The organism is Jiella avicenniae (assembly GCF_021390325.1).
GTDB classification, from domain to species: Bacteria; Pseudomonadota; Alphaproteobacteria; order Rhizobiales; family Rhizobiaceae; genus Jiella; species Jiella avicenniae.
Genome location: NZ_JAJUWU010000003.1, coordinates 119,471 through 136,670 on the forward strand (window position 1 = coordinate 119,471; position 17,200 = coordinate 136,670).

General features: G+C 64.8%; 11 protein-coding genes. 7 read left to right on the forward strand and 4 right to left on the reverse strand.

What is annotated here, in order from left to right:
* Nucleotides 1–25: 25 nt before the first annotated feature.
* The 3 genes from LZD57_RS02885 to LZD57_RS02895 all read right to left on the reverse strand — a co-directional run bounded on the left by LZD57_RS02885 (nt 26) and on the right by LZD57_RS02895 (nt 4,847).
* A complete protein-coding gene (locus tag LZD57_RS02885; RefSeq protein WP_233717620.1) occupies nt 26–787 on the reverse strand; it encodes a Crp/Fnr family transcriptional regulator in 762 nt (253 codons plus the stop codon).
* A gap of 249 nt (nt 788–1,036) precedes the next feature.
* Nucleotides 1,037–3,733 carry a bifunctional acetate--CoA ligase family protein/GNAT family N-acetyltransferase gene (locus LZD57_RS02890; protein WP_233717621.1) on the reverse strand — a complete coding sequence of 899 codons (2,697 nt, stop codon included), beginning with the start codon at nt 3,731–3,733 and terminating at the stop codon, nt 1,037–1,039.
* 226 nt (nt 3,734–3,959) lie between these two features.
* Nucleotides 3,960–4,847, reverse strand: a complete 888-nt coding sequence (locus LZD57_RS02895) for a universal stress protein (RefSeq protein WP_233717622.1) — start codon at nt 4,845–4,847, stop codon at nt 3,960–3,962.
* Nucleotides 4,848–5,105: 258 nt separating this feature from the next.
* On the opposite strand from LZD57_RS02895, the gene LZD57_RS02900 reads away from it, so the two are divergent.
* The 6 genes from LZD57_RS02900 (at nt 5,106) to LZD57_RS02925 (ending at nt 11,749) form a co-directional block, all read left to right on the forward strand.
* Nucleotides 5,106–5,396, forward strand: coding sequence for a hypothetical protein (locus tag LZD57_RS02900; protein WP_233717623.1), 291 nt, complete (start codon nt 5,106–5,108; stop codon nt 5,394–5,396).
* Between the two features lie 147 nt (nt 5,397–5,543).
* On the forward strand, nt 5,544–6,215 hold the full coding sequence (gene msrA / locus LZD57_RS02905) for a peptide-methionine (S)-S-oxide reductase MsrA (protein ID WP_233717624.1): 672 nt from the start codon (nt 5,544–5,546) through the stop codon (nt 6,213–6,215).
* A gap of 228 nt (nt 6,216–6,443) precedes the next feature.
* Nucleotides 6,444–7,439, forward strand: a complete 996-nt coding sequence (locus LZD57_RS02910; RefSeq protein ID WP_233717625.1) for a BMP family lipoprotein — start codon at nt 6,444–6,446, stop codon at nt 7,437–7,439.
* 442 nt (nt 7,440–7,881) lie between these two features.
* Nucleotides 7,882–8,994 (forward strand): TRAP transporter substrate-binding protein DctP, encoded by a 1,113-nt coding sequence (gene dctP, locus LZD57_RS02915; protein ID WP_233717626.1) that lies wholly within the window; start codon nt 7,882–7,884, stop codon nt 8,992–8,994.
* A gap of 154 nt (nt 8,995–9,148) precedes the next feature.
* Nucleotides 9,149–10,390: a TRAP transporter small permease subunit gene (locus LZD57_RS02920; RefSeq protein ID WP_233717627.1), complete on the forward strand. Its 1,242-nt coding sequence runs from the start codon at nt 9,149–9,151 to the stop codon at nt 10,388–10,390.
* Nucleotides 10,391–10,393: 3 nt separating this feature from the next.
* Nucleotides 10,394–11,749, forward strand: a complete 1,356-nt coding sequence (locus tag LZD57_RS02925; protein WP_233717628.1) for a TRAP transporter large permease — start codon at nt 10,394–10,396, stop codon at nt 11,747–11,749.
* Nucleotides 11,750–12,432: 683 nt separating this feature from the next.
* Here LZD57_RS02925 and LZD57_RS02930 read toward each other — a convergent pair.
* Nucleotides 12,433–14,901 carry a P-loop NTPase gene (locus tag LZD57_RS02930; RefSeq protein ID WP_233717629.1) on the reverse strand — a complete coding sequence of 823 codons (2,469 nt, stop codon included), beginning with the start codon at nt 14,899–14,901 and terminating at the stop codon, nt 12,433–12,435.
* A gap of 411 nt (nt 14,902–15,312) precedes the next feature.
* On the opposite strand from LZD57_RS02930, the gene LZD57_RS02935 reads away from it, so the two are divergent.
* Nucleotides 15,313–17,121, forward strand: a complete 1,809-nt coding sequence (locus tag LZD57_RS02935; RefSeq protein WP_233717630.1) for a potassium/proton antiporter — start codon at nt 15,313–15,315, stop codon at nt 17,119–17,121.
* The last annotated feature ends 79 nt before the right edge of the window (nt 17,122–17,200 follow it).

Here is a 17,200-nt window from a genome sequence, read left to right on the forward strand (position 1 = left end):
CGCCGGCGCGGGGCGGTCGGCGCGATCAGCCCCGTTCCGGACTCACTTCGTCCATCATGGTGATCGGGACGCGGAAATGCAGATAGCGCGGATCGAATTCCCCGAGCCGGGCCAGTTCCTTCCAGTCGCGGATGGTCATCCGCGAGCGCTCCCGGTCCACGACGCCGTTCAGCCGCAGGTCCTTCAGGACGCGGTTCACCGTCACGACGGTCAGGCCGAGGGCGTCGGCGAGTTCGTGTTGGGTGAGCGGCAGACGATAGACGTATTCGGGAGCCAGGCCGACGGCCCGCATGCGCATGGCGATCTCGCAGAGAAGATGCGCCGTGCGGCTGTGGCCGGACAGGCGTCCGAGACCGACGATCCACTCGCGGAATATCGCCCCGTCGATCAGCGTCTCGCGCCACAAAGCGGCGGCGACCTTCGGGCGCCTGATGCACAGGTCCCAGACCGCCTCGTGCGAGACGAACCCGATCCGGCTGCGCGTCGTCGCCGCGAAGCTGTGATCCATGTAGTTCATGTGCAGGCTGTGAAGGTCGGGAATGTCGCCGGAGACGTGAAAGGCGATGATCTGCCGCTTGCCGTCGAGGGTGTGACGATAGCGATAGGTGAAGCCGTCGATCAGGATGCAGCACTGGTTGACGTACTGACCCTCCGAAACGATGTCGATTCCCGCATCGAACTCGCGGACCGTCACTGGCAGTTCGAGGACCGCGGCCTCGTCCTCGGCGTCGATGTCAGCGACCAGATTCAGCCGTTTCAAGAGGATCTTGTGGGCAGTCTTGTCCAAACGGACCTCCAGCAGAAGTCACGGGCGGTTCTTGGCGACCGCCTCATTGCTCGTCGTCCCTACCCTTCGTCTCATGCGCCAGGCAGAGGCCGAACCGCAAGATCGGTCGTTCACGGATGACCGACCGAGCATAGGCAGGCGCCAGCCGGAAAGAAAGCGCGACGAAGCGGCCGAGCCGCCGCCGATCGCTTCCCGGCGGCCGAGACCACGGCGAGCCGGACGTCCGGGCGCCGACCGGCAGGCCGGCGCTCACTTGGCAAGGTCGAGCGAGACATGCGCGACGTCGGAAAAATCCGTCGTCGGCTCCGGCGCGAAACCGAGATCCCGGGCGAGCCTCAGCATCCCGACATTCTCGCGCAGGATCTCGCCATAGACCCGCGAAAGTCCTTTGACCCGGGCATAATCGAGGATGGCGGACATCAGCTTGTAGCCCAGCCCCCGCCCCTTCATGTCGGAGCGCACGAGAACGGCGAACTCCGCCGCCTCGTTCTCGGGATCGGCGACGATCCTGACGACACCGAAGATCGGCCCCTCGCCATAGCCGGAGTGCGGCGCGACGGCGATCAGCGCCATCTCGCGATCGTAGTCGATCTGGGTGAAGCGCGCGGCCGTCTGGTGGGGAAACGCCTTCATCGGCCCCATGAATCGCAGGCGCAGATCCTCCGAATCACAGGCCATCACCATTTCGGCGAGCGCGGCCTCGTCTTCCGGCCGGATCGGACGCAGCAGATACTCGACGTCGTCGCGGATGGCGATCCGGCATTCCCATTCCCGCGGATAGGGCCGGATGGCCGGTTGAGCCCCGGCTTCCGGGTGCCCGTCCGCCGCCGCCTCGATGGCGATGCGAGCGTCGAGCGCGACCACCCCCTTTTCGTCGGCGGCGAGCGGATTGATGTCGAGTTCGCGGACCCTCGGCAGCAGCACGGCGAGTTCGGAGAGCCGGACCAGCGTGTCGGTGAGCTGCTCCATGTCGACCGGCGGCACGTCGCGAAAGCCGTGGAGCAGCCGGGCGATGGCCGTGCGTTCGACCATCTGCCGCGCCAGCGCCGAATTGAGCGGCGGCAGACCGACGACACGGTCGCCGACGATCTCGGCCTCCTTGCCGCCCCGCCCGAACAGGACGACGGGGCCGAAGGTCGGGTCACGGGCGATTCCGGCGATGAGTTCGTGGGCACCGTTGCGGCGAACCATCGGCTGAACCGTGAAGCCGGCGATGCCGGCGCCGGGCCGTGCCCGGCCGACCGCCGCGATCATCTCGTTCGCGGCGTCGAGCATCGCACCCGAACTCTCGATGTCGAGCCGTACGCCGCCGACGTCCGACTTGTGGGTGATCTCGGGGGAGACGATCTTGAGGACGCCCGGGCCACCGATCGCGGCGAATTTCCGGGCGGCCTCTTCCGGCGACCGGACGAAGAATGTCGGAACCGTCGGCACGCCGAAGAGCCGCAGGATCTCCTTGGCCTCCCACTCGCTGAGCGTGGTCCGCCCCTCCCCGGCGGCCGCGTCGATGATCCGGTTCGCCGCCTCGACGTCCTCGGCGGGAATCATCACGCCGGCGGTCGGCGTCTCCATCAGCTGCGCCTGGTTGCGCCGGTACTCGACGAGGTGGGTGAAGGCGCGGACGGCATCTTCCGGGCTCTCGAAGCTCGGGATCCGGTGCTGCGCCAGCTCGGCGCGGACGGGGCCAGCGGTGACGCCGCCGAGCCAGTTGGCGAGGACGGGGAAGCGCGGTCGCGCCTTCGCGACCTCGATCACCGCTTGTGCCGCTGCCATGTTGTCGGCTACCGCGGTCGGGCAGTTGATGACGAGGACGGCGTCGGCGGCGCGGTCCGCAATGAGGATCTCGAGAGCCGTCCGATAGCGCTCCGGCGTCGCGTCGCCGATGATGTCCACCGGGTTGCCATGGGACCAGGTCGGCGGCAGGACGGCGTCGAGGCGCTCCCGCGTCGGCGCGGTCAATTCGGCGAGATGGCCACCGAGCGCTTCCAGCCAGTCCACCGCAAGGACGCCGGCGCCGCCGCCATTCGTCAGGATCGCCAGCTTCTCGCCGCCGATGCGGATGCCGGTCGAAAGGGTCGCCGCGGCCTCGAACAGATCTTCCAGCGCCGCCACCCGCAGGATGCCGGCGCGCCGGAACGCCGCGTCGTAGACGAAATCGGAGCCGGCCATCGCCCCGGTATGCGACTGGGCCGCCCGCGCGCCTTGGGCGCTTCGGCCGGACTTGATCACCAGGACGGGCTTCGCTCGCGAGGCGACCCTTGCCGCCGACATGAATTTTTTCGCGAAGGTGACGTTCTCGACATAGAGCAGGATCGCCCTGGTCTCGCGATCGTTGGACAGGAAATCGAGCATGTCGCCGAAATCGGCATCGCTCATGTCGCCGAGCGAGACGACATGGGAAAAGCCGATGTTGCGGGCCGCCGCCCAGTCGAGGATCGCCGTCGCGATCGCTCCGGACTGGCTGACGAGGGCGATCTCGCCCTTCGCCGGCATGAGATGGGAAAAGCTCGCATTGATGCCGGACGCGGTCGAGATCAGGCCGATACAGTTCGGTCCGACGATGCGCATCAGATGCGGTCGCGCCCGGTCGAGCATCTCCTGGCGCAGCGACTTGCCGCTTTCGCCGATTTCGCCGAGCCCCGCGCTGATCACCACGGCGGCGCGGCAGCCCATGGCGGCGAGTTCCCCGACGATGCCGGGCACGGTGCGGGCGGGCGTCGCGACGACGGCGAGATCCGGGCGTTCGGGAAGCGCATCGAGCCGATTGCAGACGGGCCGCCCCGCGATCGTCCGCTCATGCGGATTGACCAGCATCACCGGCCCGTCGAAGCCGCCCGACAGGAGATTGCCCGCGACGACGCTGCCGACCGAGTGCGGCGCGTTGCTCGCCCCGACGAGCGCGATCGAGCGGGGCCGGAACAGCGCTTCGAAGTTGCGGATACTCATGGAACACCTTCCGTCTTCGTGCGTCTTTCCGGCTGTCCGCGACGAGGCGGGGCCGGCGCCAACGTGGCGCGGGAAACTGGCCACGGCCGCGCCGCCGCACCGCCTCTTTCTGAACGGCGATTTCTGCACGGCGGTCGGGCGCGACCGCACGATCGCCGGCGCGGTCGTTGCAGCCGCCACACCGAGCCGGCGCGGCCGGCCTTGCCCGGTTGCGCCCTCCGGCGCGTCAGTGGGCCATCAGGAGCGGCAGCCGGCAATGGCGGATCAGTTCGCGCGTCACGCCGCCGAGGAGATATTCCCTCAGACGCGAATGACCATAGGCGCCGGCGACGACGAGTTCGGCGCCGACCGCACCGGCCTCCTTGAGAAGTCCTTCCGCGGGGTCTTTCCAGGCGGCGAGTTCGCGGATCTCCACCGTCACCCCGTGCCGGGCGAGATGGCGGGCCATGTCGTTCATCGGTTCCAGCCCGCGCTGTTCAGCCGCCCCCTCTTCGGCGACGGTGGCGAGGATCACCTGGTTCGCCCGCTTCAGGAGCGGCAGGGCGGCGGCGATGGCCCGGGCGCTCTCCGGCGTATCGCGGAACGCGACGAAAACCCTGGAGGGCAAGCCGGACACGGCGGCTTGCTCGGCGGGAACCAGCAGAATCGGCGCACGTGCGTCGAACAGGACGGCCTCGAACAGCGACATGTCCGTCGCCTCGATGACCGAACGCTGCGACTGGACGACGAGATCGACGAGGCCGCTCTGGCGGGTGACGGCATAGGCGAGTTCGCCGAGAGTGCCGTCGGAGCGGCGGAGTTCCCACGGCACGCCGAGCCGATCGAGACGGCCGCGGAGTTTCTCCTCGGCCTTTTTTCCGACGTCCTCGGCCTGACGGGCAAACTCGGCCGCCAGCACTTCCGAACCCGGCGCAGTGGCGAGGATCGGCGTCGGGATGTGGTTGAGGAAATGGCAGTCGAGATGGGCGCGGAACTCGCTCGCGAGCGTCTCGCCATAGGCGATCGCCGCCTCGTCGCTCGAGGCGCCGGTCAAGATGACGGCAAGATCGGCGACCGGCATGCCGGCCGAAGCAGCCTCCGTTCCGGCCACGCCGGTCTCATTCCCGATGCTCATGGCGACCACTCCTTCGTTCCGACAACGACGACGACGCTAGCATTCGATGGCGGCGGCGGAATTGATCAAGGTCAAGACGGCGGGGCACGAGCGGAAACGAGCCGGGAGAAGCGGCGGGAGCGGCGCCCGCTCTCGCGCCGATCGCGCAGGGGTCGTTCGCAGGCGGGGTTGGCTTCGGCGCCGCGATCCGGCAGTTCTAGCAATCGTCCATGTCATGCGCTGGCGGCGCTGCGGCGAGCCGGCGGGAAGGATTGTCCGATGTATCTCCTCTTCCGGGCCCTCGGCCTCCTGATCCTCGCCGTCGGCGTCGTGTTCGCAGTCGGCGACATCGCCCGCTCGTTGGCCGACGAGACGACGCAGCTCGTCACCATCGACGAGGCCCTGTCGTCGATGGGCTTCGTCCTCGCCAGCAGCGCACCGGAAAGCCGAACCGTCGCCGTGGTCGGCACCTGGTCGATGTCGATCACCTGCGGCGCCATCGGCTTCGTTTTCCTGCTCCTCGGCCATCGCGGCCGGCGCCGCGACCGGAATGTGCGCCGCATCCCGTGATGCGGCCAGAAGGCGAAGGACGCTTGAAGCTCAGCCATCCGCTCCGACATAACCCGGCGCGTGCGGCGACATGGCGGCATCCGCCGTCCGGTCGGCGCCCCCGGATCCGCCTGCTTGGCCCCGGCATCCGCCCCCGAAGGAGGTTCCATGTTCGTCCTCGACATGTTTTCCAAGAAGATGAAGCTGCCCACGGCCGGCGACGCCCTGCCCGGCCGCAGCGAACCCATCCCGACCGCGATGGAGCATTTCGTCTCGCACCGCCCGCTGAAGGGGCCGTTTCCGCAAGGTCTCGAACGGGCGATGTTCGGCATGGGCTGCTTCTGGGGCGTCGAGCGCAGGTTCTGGCGGACCGAGGGCGTCTTCGTCACCGCCGTCGGCTATGCGGCCGGGACCACGCCCAATCCGACCTATCAGGAGGTCTGCACCGGCCAGACCGGGCACAACGAGGTGGTCCTCGTGGTCTTCGATCCGGAGGCCGTTTCCTACGAAGCGCTGCTGAAATTGTTCTGGGAGGGTCACGATCCGACGCAGGGCATGCGCCAGGGCAACGACATGGGCACCCAGTACCGCTCGGGCATCTATACCTTTTCGGACGAGCAGGCCGAGGCGGCGACGGCCGCGAAGGTGCGCTATCAGGACGCGCTGAAGAAGGCCGGCCACAAGGGCACGATCAGCACCGAGATCGTGCCGGCGCCGGCATTCTACTATGCCGAGGACTATCATCAGCAGTATCTCGCCAAGAATCCCCGCGGTTACTGCGGTGGTGGCGGCACCGGCGTCGCCTGCCCGGCCGGGATCGCCGAGGCGCCCGCCGAATAGGCAGTGCGCGTCGGCTTTGGGCAGCCGGTCGCTCGGATCGGGGAAGATCGCCGTCCTCTCCGCGCCGGCTTGACCGATCCCTCTGAATTCACTTCATTCTCGCCGCGACCCGTGCCAATCTCGAAACCGGTGCGGGCATTCGCCCGCCGCGCGTTCACGCGGCGGCCGGGCGACGCCCCGCGAGAAACGAACCCAAAAGCCCATTCGTCAACAGGGATCCTGACATCGATGAAACACTTCCTGGCCGGAATTCTCGCCACCGTCGCCCTCTCCGCCACGGCCGCATCGGCCGCCGATTTCAAGCCGGCGATCCTCTACGATCTCGGCGGAAAGTTCGACAAGTCCTTCAACGAGGGCGCCTATAACGGCGCCGAGAAGTTCAAGACGGAGACCGGCACCGAGTATCGCGAGTTCGAGATCGTCAACGACGCCCAGCGCGAGCAGGCGCTCCGCCGCTTTGCGAGGGACGGGGCGAGCCCGATCGTCTCGGTCGGCTTCTCGCAGGCCGCCGCGCTCGAAGCCGTCGCCAAGGAATATCCGGACACCCAGTTCGCCATCATCGATTCCGTCGTCGACCTGCCGAACGTCCGCTCGATCCTCTTCAAGGAGGAGGAAGGCTCGTATCTGGTCGGCATTCTCGCGGCGATGAAGGCCGAGGAGGGCAAGGTCGGCTTCGTCGGCGGCATGGACATTCCGCTGATCTCGAAATTTTCCTGCGGCTACAAGGGCGGCGTCAAGTCCGTCTCGAAGGATGCGACCGTCTACGAGAACATGACCGGCTCGACGGGCGCGGCCTGGAACGACCCCGTGCGCGGCGGCGAACTCGCCAAGGCGCAGATCGACAAGGGCGCCGACGTCATCTTCCACGCCGCCGGCGGCACCGGGATCGGCGTCCTGCAGGCGGCGGCCGACGCCGGCAAATACGGCATCGGCGTCGATTCCAACCAGGACTCCCTGTTCCCGGGCCATGTGCTGACCTCGATGGTCAAGCGCGTCGACACGGCCGTCTACGACGCCTTCACCGCCGCCAAGGACGGCAAGTGGGAGTCCGGCATCGTCACCCTCGGCCTCAAGGAGGACGGCGTCGGCTACACCATCGACGAGTACAACCAGGATCTCATCACCGACGAAATGAAGGCGGCGGCCGAAAAGGCCAAGGAAGACATCGTCGCCGGCAAGATCGAGGTCCACGACTACACGACGGATTCGAGCTGTCCCTATTGAGGTCCCGCCCCTGCTGGCGGCTCCGGGCACGAGCGCCGATCCGCCGGCTTGCGACCGCTTCGTGCGAACTTGAATGAAGGGGGGACGGTTTCGGACCGCACCTCCGCCGAGATCGGAACGATGCAGCGCTGCCGGGCCTCCCGGCGGCGCTTTTTTGTCGACGATGCCGGACCGTGAGGAGCGGCTCTTTCCCGACGATGCTCCTGTGCCTGTCTGCGCGTCAAAACCAATGACATGCCGCAGCGCAATTAGATTACGCTTGTGCAAAAAAGCGCTCGATAATGCGAGTATCCGTCAGTTCGCATTACGGGTCACCGGACTTGCTGCCATGATACCATAGTCGAATTGCGGTTGCCTTGCCGGCTGCTCTGCATCTACTCTCTGACGATCGGCGTCGAAGCTGGGAGAAAACTGCTCCGGCGCGCGAACAAGGGAGGTGATCTTGAGCAATCCACGCATTGATCGCAGAGCGTTTCTCGGGCGCTCGGCGCTGGCCGGCGGAACCGTTGCGGCAACGCTCGCCGCGCCGCATGTCGCCAGGGCGCAAGGACAGACCACGACGTGGCGGGTGCAGACGTCCTGGCCGGGGGGCATCGGCCTCACCACCTTCAAGGACTGGTGCGGATCGATCAAGGAAAAGACCGGCGGCGAACTGGAATTCACCCCGTTCGGCGCCAACGACGTCGTCGGCGACTTCCAGCTCTTCGACGCGGTGAAGAACGGCGTGCTCGAGGCGGTGAACCCGTTCACCATCTACGCCCAGGGGATCATTCCCGCCGCGGTGTTCCTCACCTCCTACCCGCTCGGCCTGCGCAATCCGCACGAGTTCGACACCTTCTATTACGGCCTCGGCGGCCTCGAGATCGCGCGAGACCTCTATGCCGCCCAGGGCATGTATTTCGTCGGCCCGATCCAGCACGACGCCAACATCATCCACTCCAAGGTGCCGATCCGCTCGATCGACGATTTCCGCGACCGCAAGATGCGCCTGCCGGGCGGCATGGTCGCCGAGGTGTTCCAGGCGCTCGGCGCCAAGACCACCGTCCTGCCGGGATCGGAGATCTTCCCGGCGCTGGAAAAGGGCACGATCGACGTCGCCGACTATACCGGCCCGGCGGTGAACTACGCGCTCGGCTTCAGCCAGGTGACGAAATACATCTCCATGGGCCCGCCGGGCTTCATGTCGCTCTACCAGCCGGTCGATCTGATGGACCTCACCGTCGGCATGAACGCCTGGAACGCCCTGTCCGACCAGATGAAGCGGTTCGTCGAAATGGAGACGCACGTCTATTCCGACATGCACCACGCGGCGATCCAGAAAGCCAACCAGGAAGCCTGGAAGAAGTTCGAGGCCGACGGCACCGAGGTCACCCGCCTCACCCAGGACGACGTCGCGCTGATGACCGAGGTGGCGGTGCCGATCTGGTTCAACTGGGCGAACAAGGACAAGGACGCCGCGCGGGTGTTCAAGATCCAGCTCGACTACATGCAATCCGGCTCGCTCGGCTATGTCGAGCCGGATCTGCTCGAAGGCCTCGAACTGACCAACCTCTGAGCGCCCGGCCTCTGAGCGCCCGGCGCCCGATCGCCCTGCCGGTCGGCGCGTCGGATAACTGCCGACCGGGGAGCGCGGACACCGCCCTCCCCGGTCGCGCCGGTGCAGCAGGCCGGCGTCCGTCGATGTCCTTCCCCTCACCCAGGATCAGCCCATGCCGAGTTTGACCTTCGTACTGCCGCACTGGCTGTACTGGGCGCTGCTCGTCGTCTTCCCCGTCGTCGCGATGATCATGGCGCGGCGCGGGCGAGGCGACGGACCGCGGCTCTACTCCCTGCCGCTCGCCTATTTCGTCCTGATCACCGGCGGCATGCTGGGGCTTCACCGCTTCTATCTGAAGAGCATCTGGTGGGGTCTCCTGTTCCTGCCCCTGTTCTTCGTCATCCTCTTCGCCAACGCCCATCAGCGCGACGCCCGAGCCGCCTATTCCGACGCGGCGAACATCGTGCGGGTGTCGCAGGGGACGATCGAGCGGGAGGAGCCGCGCCTCGCCGAGGCCGACGCGACGCTGGCGGCGCTGAGGGACGAGATCGCGGCGGCGGAGGAAGGCTCCTTCACCCAGCGCGCCGCCGAGCGGCGGCTGCAGCGCGAGGAGCGGCGGCTCGAAAGCTCGCGCGAGCGGCTGGAAGCCTCCCGCACCGACCTTCAGGAGCAGCAGGCGATCGCCGACACGGCGGGCGCCGACCGCGCCTTCTGGGAAACCGTCGCCTTCGTCACCTTCCTGGTGATCGCGGTTCTCGTCGCGATCGATGCGGTGCTCATGCCCTTCCTGGTGCGCCGGGCCAACCGCAAGCTCGGCGAGGCGCGGACAGAGGGCGAAGAGCCGCTGCCGGCCCTCTCCTCGGAATTCGTCAAGGACCGCGCCAACATCCATGCCGGCTGGACCGGCTGGATCGACCGCTTGTCTTTCTATTCGGGCGAGTTCGTCTCCTACTGGGCGGTCATCGCCGTCTTCGTCTACTACTACGAAGTCGTCGCCCGCTACGTCTTCAACTCGCCGACCAACTGGGCCCATGAGGGCATGTATCTCATGTTCGGGATGCAGTACCTGATCATGGGCGCCTATGCGATGCTGTCGGAAAGCCATGTGCGGGTCGACATCTTCTACGCGCCGCTGTCGCCCCGCCGAAAGGCGCTGGCCGACATCCTGACCTCGGTGTTCTTCTTCATCTTCGCCGGCGTCCTCCTCGTCACCGGCTGGATCTTCGCCGCCGATGCGACGCGGGTGAACGAGGTTTCGTTCACCGAATGGCAGCTCGCCTACTGGCCGTTCAAATGGGCGATCGTCGTCGGCGCCGTCCTTCTCCTCCTGCAGGGCGTCGCCAAGCTCGCCCAGGATTTTCGAACGCTCGCGACCGGCTCCCCCGGCCCCGCCGGCACCGCGGAAAGGGCCTGAGCGATGGGTCTCGAAATCGACATCGGCTGGCTGACGCTGATCATGTTCGGCAGCCTGTTGCTGCTCTTGATGGCCGGCCTGCCGCTCGCCTTCGTCACCGGCGGCCTCGCCTGCGTCTTCCTCTTCGTCCTCGGCGACTGGCAGACGCTGAACATCGTGCCCTCGCGCATCTTCCCCTTGATGACGAACTACCAGCTCTCGGCGATCCCGCTGTTCATCTTCATGGCGGCGATGCTCGAGCGGGCGGGCATCATCAACGACATGTTCGACGTCATCTACAAGGTGCTCGGCGGCGTGAAGGGCGGGCTCGCGGCGGCGACGATCATCGCCTCGACCATCCTCGCCGCGATGGTCGGCGTCATCGGCGCGGCGGTGGTGACGATGGGCATCATCGCGCTGCCCGCCATGCTGAAGCGGCACTACGATCCCGAGATCGCCATGGGCTCGATCATGGCCGGCGGCACGCTCGGCATCCTGATCCCGCCGTCGATCCTCGCCATCATCTATGCCGTCGTCGCCGAACAATCCGTCGGCGAGCTGTTCATCGGCGCGGTCTTTCCGGGCCTTCTTCTCTCCGGCCTCTATGTCGTCTATGTCGTCGCGCGCTCCTACATCAATCCCGAGCTCGGCCCGCCCGCGCCGCCGGAAGAGCGCATCTCGTTCTCCGAAAAGGTGCGGGTGATGTCGAAGATGTCGGCGCCGATCGCCCTCATCGTCGTCGTCCTCGGCGTCATCTTCTCCGGCGTCGCGACGCCGGTCGAGGCGGCCGGCATCGGCACCTTCGGCGCCTTCATCGTCGCGGCGATCCATCGCAAGCTCGACTGGCCGACCGTCCAGGGCGCGTGCCTCACCACGCTGAAGGCCACCGCCATGGTCATCTGGATCATGTTCGGCGCGACGATCTTCGTCGGCCTCTATGTGCTCGAAGGCGGCCAGCAGTTCGTCGCCGGCGCGATGCAGGGCATGGGGCTCGGGCCGTGGGGCATCCTGATCTTCATGCAGCTGATCCTGATCTTCCTCGGCATGTTCCTCGACTGGGTCGGCATCCTGCTCCTCTGCGTGCCGATCTTCGTGCCGATCATCAAGGGCCTCGGCGCGGCGGCCTTCGGCCTCGACAGCGGCGACGACCTCGTTTTGTGGTTCGGCGTCCTTTATCTCGTCAACATGCAGATGAGCTTCCTGTCGCCGCCCTTCGGCTATGCGCTGTTCTATCTCAGGGGCGTCGCGCCGCCGGAAATCCCCATGACCCGAATCTTCAAGGCGGCGATCCCGTTCCTGATGATCCAGCTGATCGGGCTCGTCCTCTGCATGGTGTTTCCCGAGATCATCACCTGGCTGCCGGGGGTGATGTATGGCTAGCGCCCGGCCGGTGCGGCGCGGGAGCGGATCGCCGGCCGGCGCCAGCCGGCCCGCCCGAGGCCGCCCGCCTGCCCGTTGACGCCGGGGCGCGCGAAAACGGCCTCGCCGGCGAAAGCCGCGAAGGGATGGAGCGTCGTTTCGGCCGCCGCGCTCCACGGGGCGGGCGACGGGATGCCGGAGGCAGACCCTCCGAACTTTTTGTCTGTACGGTCCGCCTCCGGCATCCCGCGCGGCGCGCTACGGTCGCGATGCATCGCTCCGACCCGCTGCCTTTTCGGCGACCCCGACGCTGCCGCGGCGGGGACGGGTCGTCGCGATGGCGGCTGGCGCTTCCCGGATGCCTCCGGTCAAGCGGACCGATCCGCACCCCCCGCATAGTCGAGGAGGGGCCAGCGGCGCCTCGCAACCGTCCGGGACGGCCACCCTCCGGAAGAGCGCACCGCCGCGGACACCGCCCGCCGGCCCCCGAACGATCCCGGTGATCATTCGCGCCCGTTCCGTGGGCCGGCGGTCGGGGGATGATACGGGCGGCGCGAGGGGGTGGGGATATCTTTTTGAGCGGGCGAAATTTGCGGCTATCATAGGCGGAATAATGCAGACAGCGTCTGGTCGCCGTGAAAGTGAACTTTCAGAGTATCGAACACCCTCAGGATTATCGTGGGAATCCTAGGGAAATTCCAGGTTTATGTCGCGTATTCAGGACCATAGGCCTCTTTCCAGATCCCGTTCGTCGCGTAATTGATGACGTTCGTGGCCGCCTCCTCCAAGCGCGGACTGGGATGCTTACGTTGCGCCACTAGAAGCTCATTCGCATACTGCTGAGCGACCTGCTTCGGCTTATCTCGTCCCAGGAATTTGTTGAGGACTGATATATGCCCCTCTGCAAGCGTAACGATTGGATAGGTATCTTCCACGCCCGATTTGCGCTGAAGCTCTCGCAACGTGGTGATCGCCTCTTCCAATAAAGGTTCTGCCTCATCCCAAGAGCCCTTATCTGCGGCAATGATCAGAAGTTGCTGCGCAAATGCATGTTCAATATGCGGTGACAAATATGCCGATCTCGCTGTTCTGAGCATCTCCATAGCTTCTTTATGCCGATTCATCGCTCTTAACGCTAACCCGTATTGAAGCCAATACAAACCGTCGATGTGAAACTGCGTTTCAAAAGCGCTGTATACGGAAATGATTTTTTCTTCATCTCCACGAAGAATGTCTTTTACAAAGCGATGGTTGATAATGGACTTGAATACCACGCCATCCGCTTTGCCCACGTGCTTGATCACAGGCGCATCATAATCTGCGAATGATTTCAACAGCGCGACAATGCAGTCTCGTATCATCGTCGTCGTAGCGATTTTCTCGAACAATTCCCTAATGTAGACCGGATGCCGAGCCGCAAGCTTACCTGTATCCGCAATGACGATGCCTTCAGTATCATCCCGAAGAATGTTGATGTCCTCCTCGACACCTAATTCGAGAAGAGATTTGCCAACCAATGAAAAGCTGAGCGTTGATCGATGATTGCTAGCCAATCCAACGAGTATTAAAAATTTCCTCTGGCTTTCACCAGGCAGGTTTTGGAAATCATTCTCGATTATTTTAGTGAAACCGAGACCGGTCGTGGCTTCCATTAGCCCAATCAAAAGTTGCCTGTCGGCTTTGCGAAAGATCTCATGCGAACGGTCGGCCGGCTTCATCTTCTCAAGGCGGGTCCACGGACCATATTTCTCCAGCCGCTGCAAGATTTTGGGAACGTCATCCTTCGTGATTTTTCTGACGGTATATGTCTTGAAGTCCATATCGACGAATGATGCACTCACATGTCGCTTCCAAACGTTGAGCCGTTCGGAGACGACTATACATACGTTCTTAGCTTCGGCACCAGAGAGGACTTCAGCGAGGTCTGCATGCATGTCCTGGATCTTATCGATGAAAAGGTAGAATGGCTTTGGGTTCGCGTCCTCGAGCGTTGCGATGACGTCTTTGATGTCACTGACCGCTTCCCTTAGGAAGTAGACGCTTTTACCGGAAGTTTGGCTCAGGTTGAGAGCTGTCATCATGAGCGCAGTGCTCTTCCCAGAGCCCGCCGGCCCAGTCAGAGCTATCAGCCTTTTCCCCTTGTATTCGTCCTCCACCATCCTCGAGAATGTCTCTATGAATTCGAGATGGCCCGGGATGTCATCGACGATGTCCCGCCAGGTTGGCTTGTACCCCTTGTAAAATTCCCGAATGGCGCCGGCCGACTGCTTTTCTGACGGCTTGGGGAGGCTTTCTGAACCGACAAGCGTCACACTATTGAGGGTTCTCTTCTGCGTGTCACTAAGCCGAATGAAACCTCGCATCTCTGGACGTCGATTGCAGGCGATATCCCATCCTGAAGGCGGCGTCGGAAACTCGCTCGACAGCCAATCTGAGAAGTCCTTCAGCCTCCCTGAGATGTGTCTTATGTTCAGCGTTTCGAGGTGATCGACATCAATCTGCGTGGCATTTGGGGTTATCGCGTATCCACGCACCGGGTTTCGTTGGTTGGTTTCCCGCATTTCGGCCATGACGTGCTGGAATAACGGTTCGTCGAGTTCGCTACCAATGAACACGAACGTGTAGTTGCTGTGGTTTTGCCCTAGCTCCTTGTACCAGATCGGCAGATTACTAGCGCCTTCGCCGTACTCACGAGGAGAGAACACGAACCCATCCTGAGGTCGATCCGCGGATCCGTTCAATTTGATAAGTTGAACGGTGTCGTAGACAGGGCTGACCTCTTCGAGCGGCTGTTTGCGCGAAAAAACCTGAAGCTTCTGCGTCTTTGCCGCTCTAAGAGCGTTCTCCATGCTGTCGTCTATATTCAGCGTGTAGATGCGCTGCCACGGAAATTGAGCGATGATTGTCTGCGCATCGCTGGGGGTCGTGTTGGTCAGGCGATCTTGGAAGTACCGGTGAAGGCCCGCTGCGTCCGATGCTGCTATGGTTGAGTAGACCTTTCCTAAAGTTTCGCCCCGGTACGGCTTCGATTTTAGTTCCGCCAATTCCGATGCGAGTGCACTGCCAAGCGGAAGGTTCAACCCTCTGCTATCTCGTGCATCGCAGGACGCCCCTGCGCCAAGGAGTAGCATCAACCGTCCGTTTTCATATTCCGTCCTGATCTCGGCTAGCATTCCGCTCCCCCGCAGCTCGATTTGTGTTCGTTCAGATTACAACCAAGATTGCATTGAGCAAGCCTGCTGAATCGCTCTGAGATTTCGCGATCTAATTGAAGAATCACACGATGCCCTGCATGGCCACCATGTGAGTCTCCTTCGAAAACAAATTTCGACCAACGGACGGAGGTGGCGACAGCAATCGAAAGACTTGGAAAAAAGGCGGTGAGCGCTTCGCTCCCACGACTTTGTGTCCCTGCATTAGATCCACCTTTTTGGGCGCAATCCCGCAGACCATCCCGCGCCCTCCTCCTCCCTTTCCTCGCCCCACCACCGTACCCATTCCCCCAAACTCCCCTACATCCTCTCCCGGCGGCGCCACCTCCGCCCCATCCCCGCCCCACCAGCCCGAGAGACCCGCCGCAGCCGATGCTGGAATCCCTTTATGTCCTGATTCTCGTCGGCACCGTCCTCATCGTCGTCGCCGCATTTTCCAGCCTGCTCGCCTTTCGCTTCGGCGCCCCGCTGCTGCTTCTGTTCCTGTCGATCGGGCTCGTCGCGGGGGTGGACGGGATCGGCATCGACTTCGACAATGCGGGGCTCGCCTATTTCGTCGGGACGATCGCGCTGGCCATCATCCTGTTCGATTCCGGCTTCGGCACGCGCATCGCCACCTTCCGGCTGGCCGCAGCGCCCGCGCTGACGCTCGCGACCGTCGGGGTGCTCGGCACGGCGATCCTGTTCGGCCTCGCCGCCACGTGGCTTTTGAACATTCCGCTGGTCGAGGGGCTGCTCCTCGGCGCGATCGTCGGGTCGACGGATGCGGCGGCGGTGTTCTTCCTCCTGCGCGTCGGCGGCATCACGATCCGGGACCGGGTGCGCTCGCTGCTCGAGATCGAATCCGGCACCAACGATCCGATGGCGATCTTCCTCACCGTCGCGCTGGTCGAGACGATCGCGGCCGGCGCGGGGATCGATTCCGTCGGCATCGACGTCGCGCTCGGGCTGCTCGGCCAGATGACCATCGGCCTTCTCGGCGGCTTTCTCGGCGGGATGATGATCGTCGCCTTGATCCGGCGGCTCGCGATCGATCCCGGCCTGTTGCCGATCATCACGCTGGCGCTGGCGCTGTCGGTGTTCGCGGCGGTCGGCGCCGTCGGCGGCTCGGGTTTCCTCGCCGTCTATGTCGCGGGGCTTTATGCCGGCAACGCCAAGCTCGCCAATGCGACGACGATCAAGCGCTTCCAGGACGGGCTGACCTGGCTCGCCCAGATCGTCATGTTCCTGATCCTCGGGCTTCTGGCGACGCCCTCGCAGTTCATGGACATCCTGTGGCCGGCGCTGCTTCTCGCCGCCTTCCTGATCTTCGTCGCGCGGCCCTTCGCCGTCTGGCTCTGCCTCCTGCCCTTCGACTTCCAGCGCCGGGAGATGGCCTTCGTCTCCTGGGTGGGCCTGCGAGGCGCGGTCTCGATCCTCCTCGCCATCGTGCCCTTGATCGGCGGGCTCGACGATTCGCGGCTGTTCTTCAACGCCGCCTTCATCATCGTCCTCGTCTCGCTGTTGTTGCAGGGTTGGACCATCTCCAGCGTCGCGAGAAGGCTCGGCCTCGTCGTGCCGCCGCGCACCGGCGCCATCGAGAAATACGAGCTGGAGCTTCCCGGTTCGCCCGACCACGAGCTCCTCTCCTACCGCGTCGTCGAGGGAAGCCCGGTGGCGCGCGGCGAGCGGATCCCGCGCTGGGCGCGGCCCTCGCTGGTGATCCGCGAGGGGCGCTCGATGCGCGCGCAATATGCCGGGCGGCTGATGGCCGGCGACTACGTCTTCCTGTTCATCTCGCCGCGCTATCCGCCGCTGCTCGACCGGCTGTTCGCAAGGCCGGCCGAGCTCAACCCCGACGATGCGGAGTTCTTCGGCGACTTCGCCATCGATCCGTCGGCGCGGGCCGCGGGCCTCGCGGAGGCCTATGGCGTCCGGCTGCAGCCGGGCGAGGAGGCGATGACGGTGTCGGAGATGATGATTGCCCGGCTCGGCGGCGAGGCGGACTATGGCGACCGGGTCGCCGCCGCGCCGGTCGAGCTGATCGTCCGGCAGATCGGCCTCGACGGCGCCATCGTCGCGGCCGGACTGTCGCTGGTGCCGGAAAGCGGGCGCGGCAGCCAGATCCCGCTGTTCTTCGGCCGGCGGGATCTTTTGGCGATGCTGCGGCGGCTGTTCGGGCGGCCGGCGAAGGATTCCTGAGGCGGGCGGTTAAGGCAGCTGATCTGGACGCTGCCGCCCGGCAAGGCTACGAAACCATCGACGCGTGCCGCGCGACGCC

Coding starts and splice junctions, on each gene's coding strand:
- LZD57_RS02890 (WP_233717621.1), bottom strand. CDS start 3,733: ATGAGTATCCGCAACTTCGAAGCGCTGTTCCGGCCCCGCTCGATCGCG.
- LZD57_RS02895 (WP_233717622.1), bottom strand. CDS start 4,847: ATGAGCATCGGGAATGAGACCGGCGTGGCCGGAACGGAGGCTGCTTCG.
- LZD57_RS02900 (WP_233717623.1), top strand. CDS start 5,106: ATGTATCTCCTCTTCCGGGCCCTCGGCCTCCTGATCCTCGCCGTCGGC.
- msrA (WP_233717624.1), top strand. CDS start 5,544: ATGTTCGTCCTCGACATGTTTTCCAAGAAGATGAAGCTGCCCACGGCC.
- LZD57_RS02910 (WP_233717625.1), top strand. CDS start 6,444: ATGAAACACTTCCTGGCCGGAATTCTCGCCACCGTCGCCCTCTCCGCC.
- LZD57_RS02920 (WP_233717627.1), top strand. CDS start 9,149: ATGCCGAGTTTGACCTTCGTACTGCCGCACTGGCTGTACTGGGCGCTG.
- LZD57_RS02925 (WP_233717628.1), top strand. CDS start 10,394: ATGGGTCTCGAAATCGACATCGGCTGGCTGACGCTGATCATGTTCGGC.
- LZD57_RS02930 (WP_233717629.1), bottom strand. CDS start 14,901: ATGCTAGCCGAGATCAGGACGGAATATGAAAACGGACGGTTGATGCTA.
- LZD57_RS02935 (WP_233717630.1), top strand. CDS start 15,313: ATGCTGGAATCCCTTTATGTCCTGATTCTCGTCGGCACCGTCCTCATC.